This is a genomic window from Moorena sp. SIO3B2 (assembly GCF_010692525.1).
Lineage (GTDB): Bacteria > Cyanobacteriota > Cyanobacteriia > Cyanobacteriales > Coleofasciculaceae > Moorena > Moorena producens.
On the sequence record NZ_JAAHHE010000940.1, the window covers coordinates 1 to 1,193 of the forward strand.

A 1,193-nucleotide genomic window follows, 5' to 3' on the forward strand; every position below is an offset into this window, starting at 1 on the left:
TACTAAAACATACACTTGGTAATTAGTACCACTACCGATAATGTCTTCGGCTAACTGCTGTGAATGGTCAGAACAAAAAAAAGTGTTCATCGTTTTATCTCCTTAATTGTCATTTTATAAAAAAATATTTATATTTTTTCTAGCATTTTTAATAGCTATGATATACAGATAATTGGTTTCTTGATTCCCGATTCCCGATTCCCGTTCCCCTCCTGGGAGGGGTTAGGGGTGGGTTCCGATTCCCGATTCCCGATTCCCGATTCCCGATTCCCTATTACTTATACTCTGGTATCAACAAAAATTATTCCTTCAGTAACTAAATGGGTTAAAAGAGGAACAACATCAACCTCCCAATCGAAACCTGGTAACCATGTCATGACATCACTACCGGTAAAGGTCTCTCTGGTGAATAAATTTTCCACCAAGGATTCAGTTACTCCTCCTAAAATGATTTCTTTACCTGAAACGATAATTTTGTAGCCATTTTGATCTGGCAGTTGTGAAATTTTGAGGCGTTTAAATTTGGGATTACTAAACCTAGTCTCTACACCATTGGGAAATATATTAAATCCTGCTTGCGCAGGTAGAGAGTATCTAGCTAGTGGCTTGACTAAGCCATCAAGATAACGGTTATATCGTTCCTGGATATCACTGTTAGTAAGGTATTGCTTTAAATTTTGGATTAAGTTATCAATCGACTGATCTAATGGCTCAGCATCGAACCGCAGTGGCAAACTTTCACGCCAGGCTTCATTCTGCCGTAACTCACTCACTAACCAATCTAAAAAATCCACACCAGTCTGGCAATGAATCCCTAGGGTTAAATGTAGTGACGGTTGATCTAGAGCAACAGCATAATGCCAATGTCCACGGGGTATATACAACACATCACCAGGGGTAAGGGTACACTTCAAGTAAGGATCCCCTTCCGGAGGTGTTTCAGAGGCTGATTTTTGCTCAGTCAAGGGGTATTTTAAAGTATCGCTAAATACGTACCATTCCTTGTTTCCCTCTATTTGCAAGATAAAGACTTCGTGAGTATCGTAGTGACAGGAAAATCCCTGTTTACTGGGCCATGAACAATAGGAATTGACTTGAGCACTATAGCCTAAATCTTGTCTAACTTCTGAGGTGAAGTTAGTAATTTCTGGTACTAGTTTATGTACCTTGTCGATGATTAGAGTTGCCCCTGA

At 39.6% G+C, this 1,193-nt stretch carries 1 protein-coding gene; it reads right to left on the bottom strand.

Annotated features, from left to right (window positions below; all coding sequences use genetic code 11):
* Positions 1–278: 278 nt before the first annotated feature.
* Positions 279–1,193 (bottom strand): JmjC domain-containing protein (locus tag F6K38_RS42525; RefSeq protein WP_287360909.1); only part of this gene is annotated, 915 nt, incomplete at its 5' end.